Source organism: Sphingobium sp., from assembly GCF_035511395.1.
In the GTDB taxonomy this organism is placed as follows: Bacteria; Pseudomonadota; Alphaproteobacteria; order Sphingomonadales; family Sphingomonadaceae; genus Sphingobium.
Genome location: NZ_DATKFP010000137.1, coordinates 1 through 4,797, shown reverse-complemented (window position 1 = coordinate 4,797; position 4,797 = coordinate 1). Strand labels below are relative to the sequence as shown.

At 66.1% G+C, this 4,797-nt stretch carries 6 protein-coding genes and 1 pseudogene; all 7 read left to right on the top strand.

All coding sequences use genetic code 11. The features are described from left to right. Positions 1–370: pseudogene (locus VMR39_RS09210) on the top strand (AAA family ATPase); the annotation flags it as partial. Between the two features lie 12 nt (positions 371–382). Next, positions 383–1,666, top strand: a complete 1,284-nt coding sequence (locus tag VMR39_RS09205) for a hypothetical protein (RefSeq protein ID WP_037511110.1) — start codon at positions 383–385, stop codon at positions 1,664–1,666. 39 nt (positions 1,667–1,705) lie between these two features. Then, complete coding sequence (locus VMR39_RS09200) at positions 1,706–1,912, top strand: hypothetical protein (RefSeq protein WP_037511112.1); 207 nt, start codon at positions 1,706–1,708, stop codon at positions 1,910–1,912. Continuing rightward, a complete protein-coding gene (locus VMR39_RS09195) occupies positions 1,909–2,253 on the top strand; it encodes a hypothetical protein (RefSeq protein WP_182115446.1) in 345 nt (114 codons plus the stop codon). Before VMR39_RS09200 ends, VMR39_RS09195 begins: the two co-directional genes overlap by 4 nt. A gap of 279 nt (positions 2,254–2,532) precedes the next feature. Next, positions 2,533–3,003, top strand: coding sequence for a DUF736 domain-containing protein (locus tag VMR39_RS09190; protein ID WP_037511163.1), 471 nt, complete (start codon positions 2,533–2,535; stop codon positions 3,001–3,003). A gap of 83 nt (positions 3,004–3,086) precedes the next feature. After that, positions 3,087–3,368 (top strand): hypothetical protein, encoded by a 282-nt coding sequence (locus tag VMR39_RS09185; protein ID WP_037511117.1) that lies wholly within the window; start codon positions 3,087–3,089, stop codon positions 3,366–3,368. 85 nt (positions 3,369–3,453) lie between these two features. After that, positions 3,454–4,464 (top strand): DUF2493 domain-containing protein, encoded by a 1,011-nt coding sequence (locus tag VMR39_RS09180; RefSeq protein ID WP_037511119.1) that lies wholly within the window; start codon positions 3,454–3,456, stop codon positions 4,462–4,464. The last annotated feature ends 333 nt before the right edge of the window (positions 4,465–4,797 follow it).

Below are 4,797 nucleotides of genomic sequence, written 5' to 3'. Positions count from 1 at the left end.
CGCCGACCTCGGCCCGGACGAGAGCCGCACTCTGCTCGACCTTGAAAACCTGCGCGAGGTCGCGCCGGGCAGGACCAGCCATGCCGCCATGCGGGGGCAGCGTGCGCTCGACGCCTTTCTGCTCGACCCCGCCGCTCCCACCGCCGCGCGCATTGTCGGGGCCTTGGGCAACATAGCGCCCAATGCCACCACGGCCGATGATCTTGCGCGCCATCTCGCGCTTGCCGCCAACGATGTGGACGCCGGGCTCGATCTGCTCGCTGCCATCGGCGCGTCCGACACGATGCCGCGGGGGGATACGCGTATTGCGCGTCTGTCCGCCCGGTTGCGCCTGCGCGTCGTCGATACGCCCGTCGTCGGCCTGGTCTGAGAGGCGCGCACCATGACCCGGAACAGCTTCGATCTCGACGCCGATATCGTCGAACTGACACCCTTTGTCCCCGAAGCGGAAATCGTCGCGGCCGCGCCGCTCTCCGAACTGGCTTTCCGCGCGGACGCATGGCTCCCCGATGAGACAAGCCGCCTACGCGCGGCCTTTGCCGAAGATCGAACCATCGACGAGATCGCCGCCATGCTCGGCAGGCCCCGGGCCGGTGTCGCCACGCGTATCCATGACCTTGGCCTGCGCCGTAACTCCCGGCGCTCCTGGAGCGACTGGGACGACGAGGAAATGGCACGCTGCTACGCACATGTCCCGACGGCAACGCTGGCTGCCCGGCTTGGCCGGGGCGTGAGTGCCCTCTATGCCCGCGCGCGGCTGCTGGGCCTGTCCGAGCCAGGGTCCCCACCCTATAGTGGATGGGAAGATACGCAACTTCGCGCCGGCTATGAACAGGGCGTTCCGGTCGCGCAGATCTCCAGCCTCATCGGGCGGCCGCTAAGCGGTGTCATCGCGCGCGCATCGGTGCTGGGCCTGCGTCATGCCTGCCAGCCGGACGACTGGAGCGACGCGGAAATGACGCGGGCGCTCACACTCGCCGCCACAGGCGCGCGCTATATGGCCATTGCCCGGATGCTGGCCCATGAAGGCTTTCCCGAGCGCAACAGCCGCAGCCTGGGGCAGCGCCTGCGCCTGCTCGGCTATGGACGGGGCTGGGGACGTGCGTGGATCGCGGAAGAGGATGATCTCCTGCGCCATGCCTATGCGACAGGCGCGAGTCTCACGCCGCTGCGCGAAAGACTGGGCCGTTCGTCCCATTCCATCCGATGGCGCGCCGAAGCGCTGAAGTTGCGCGGCACGCATGTTCGCCGTGATGGATTTCGGCAGGGGCCGGTCTGGACCGCTGAGGATGAAGCGCGTCTGCGCGCCGATTATGGCAAAATCCCGACGCGTGAGATCGCCAGGGCATTGGGGCGCGGGCTTCGCGCCGTGCTCTACCGCGCCAATCATCTGGGCCTCGTCCACGGGTTCATGCGCCCGTTCAGCAGCGATGAAGACCGGGCTATCCGCAGCGCCTGGCTCCATGGCGTTTCGATGGTCGATGTCGCAGAGGCGCTCGGCCGCGATCCGGCGGTGATCGGCAAGCATGCGGCGCGCATCGGCTACCGGTTCAATGATCCGGCAAGGCCAAGCCGGGGACCGCGAACACGCCGGGCAAGCCGCGCGCCGGTGACGCTGGAAAGTCTCCTCGCTCTTGTTCCACCCGATCTGCCGATCGCGGCCTGATCGATTTCCATTCCCGGTCAGCTCGTTTCGGAGGTTCCCATGGCTCTGCCAGTCCCGCCCGCCTGCCTTTCACCGCTCAGAAGCCAGTTATCCTCTTTCGATCGCGCCTATCGCATTGCGCTGAACCTGCGGCGCGCCACCGGCATTCCCCATTATGTCGTGCACGGTATCGCGCCATTCCAGGCCTATCGCGTCACGACCCGTCCGCCGCCATGGCCCGACCGTTGGTTGGCGATGGTCGCATGAGCGTTGGTGATCGTGCGCCCGTGCACCCGTTCCTTGATACCGGAAACCATGTGGCCATTTGGGATGCTGGTCGACAAGATCAGTGCAGTAAGGCCAAAGTTGTGATCCGCCGCGTCGCATTCAATCCGCTCCAGGACGCCGTGCCGTCGGGCCCGCAAATTGTCCCGCATAAGACAGAAGTCCACGACGATCCCGCCGCGCGGCCCACCACCATCCCCCGATCGCTCCCGATACCGGAAACGCACCTGCTGGTGCCGTTCCAGCGTGGGCCCGTCGGTTCCGCCTGCAGGGACCGCCTGATTATGCTGCCCGCGCCGCTACCGCTACTTCCGCTGGCGTAACGCCAGCGCGGCTACCGCCGCGCCTCCAGCCTCGCTCCCCAGCCCCTCTCCGGTCCTCATCTCCGCTCCGGCCTCGCGCCATGTCGCGGTGGTCGCGCAGAGTTGCGGGTGGGCTGTGGCGTTGCGCGCGGGGCAGGCGGTGCGGCGTCGCGCGGGAGGTAGCGGAGCGCCTCGCCGCAGACGGGCGGTGCATGGGGCGAGAGCGGGATAGAGAGGAGAGAAGGGCCGGTGAGGATGTCGCCGAGAATGGTTTCGAGCGACATTCGAAAGGTCAAGACGATGAACATCGGTGAAATCTTCAGCCAGAACGGTCGCCTCACGGGCTCTATCGCAACCCGCACGATCGATCTTCCCCGCATCGGGCTGCGCAAGGTCACGAGCGAGAACGAGAAGGCTCCGGTCTTCGAGATCCTCGCGCTTAACGTCGCGCGTCGCTGGGTCCAGATCGGCGCCCTGTGGGAGGCTGCTTCGAAGCGCACCGGCGAGGTCTTCCTTGCCGGTAATATCGACGACCCCAGCCTGCCAGAGCCCTTGCCGATCGCGCTCTTCCCGGCCGATCATGGCGGCTACATGGTCGCCTGGCGGCGTGACACCATGCGCTCCGACTTCGGGGGCGGCATGGGCGCCAGTCGCACCAACTACGACGATCGCGGCCCCCGCGATCAGGGCGGCTTCGGCGACAGTACCGTGGGTGCAGGCGGCGAACTGACCGGTGCGGGCGCGCCGTTCGAGGGCGAAGACCCGTTCTGATCACGCGGTGATCAGTCCCATCGGGCCGGGGAGGCGTCAGGCTTCCCCGGCCTCTTTCTTTTTTCGCCATGAGGAGGCATCCCATGCGCCGCTCTTCATTGTACCACTGTGCCCCGCTGACCGACCTTGCCGCGCTCTCCGTGGCGATCATGGCCAGCCCCTCGATCCGCGACCTGCTCGCGCGGCATGTCGACATCACGTCCCATGTGCCGGACGTCCCGGCCGGCATCACCTGCGGCGAGATCATCGCCGCCATCTACGACCTGCTCGAGAATACGCCGCTCGCGCCACATGCGGCCGGGATCGTCGATGCCGTCCTGGCGCTAGCGGCATTCGCCGCGCCCGCCAGGGCCAGCAGGCACTGACCCGGCACGACACACATGCAGGGCCGCGACGCTATCCTCGCGTTCGCGGCCCTTTTTCCTTTGCCCCCTGACAGGGAGAAGTTCCATGAGCCACGACCATTCCCGCAGCATCAGCCGCTTCGCAGACCTGCCCGCGCTATTCGCCGACGTGACGGCAACTCCGGAATTCCAGCGCGCCTTTGGCGATCCCATTCCCCTTTCGATCATCAGCCTGGGGGATGAACCGGGCGAACACGACATGCCCGAGCCGCTCCACGCACAGGCCGATTGCGCAGGCGTCATCGCGACGATCTTCGACCTGCTGACCGACACGCGGCTCGATGCGCTCGCACCCGAGATCGCATGGGGCATGGTCAACAGCTTCCATTTCGTCGCAGGCAAGCTCGAGCGACAGGAAGACATGCTCGCCGACGAACTGCGCGACATGATCCGCCGCATCGAGCCATCCGAGGTCTTCAACACCGAACTGGAGGAGAAGCGCCTCCTGTGCCAGTCGCTGAGCGAGCAGCGCGAGGCGCTCGAATGCATGCGCGACTATGCGGCGGACACCTTCCGGGTCCTTTCGGGCCGTCCATGGTCGCCTGCACGCGGATCGCGTGTCTCGAAGGTCGCCACCGCCACACAAGTTTCGATACAGGATTTCCTGCGTGCCCGTGAACTGGTCGAACGCGAGCGGTATCGTCCACGAGGGCCGATCGTCGTCGCCTCGGGTCATGCCGAGTGGCATGACTGGCAACTCTTGTGGGATCGGCTCGATACGATCCATGAGCGTATTCCTCACATGACGCTGGTGACGACCGCGCAGCGCAGAGGCTTCGATGCGATCGTCGCCTCGTGGGCAGGGAGCCGCGAGGTCCAGCTCGTTACTTATTCGCTGACGGGCTCCGGACGCGGTGCGCCCTTTGCCCGTAATCGCAAACTGGTGGACCTGAAGCCCGTCGAGGCCGTGCTGGGCGAGGGATCGGGCATTCAGGCAAACCTCTATCAGGCGCTGCGCAAGGCAGGTGTCCCTATCCATGCTTTCCGCAAGGCCGATCAGGTTCCGGTCGAGAAGGTTCCGGCGCCTCCGCGTGGTCGCCTTCACCGGGCAGCCTGATACCGAAATCGAAGTTCCATTTGTCGGGGGCGGCGCGTTGCGCCGCCCCCTTTTCCTGCGCAAGGGGTGCGCATGATCGCAAAGGTTGAGGGCGCTCCTCTGAGGGGGCGTGCCTGGAGGCACCCGTTGCGAATCAGGGGCATCGAGCCCCAGATTCGCAAAGCCTCTTCTTTCTCTCAAGAATTCCTATGGTGGCACGGGACCGCGTCGGCCTCAAGGACGACGGGGCCCCATATGTGGACGGCCCCCTGCTTACAAGAGCTGAGAAGAAGACCAATCGGATCGCTTGCGCTCATATGTCCGGTCTGATGTCGCGGCCGCATATGACCGCTG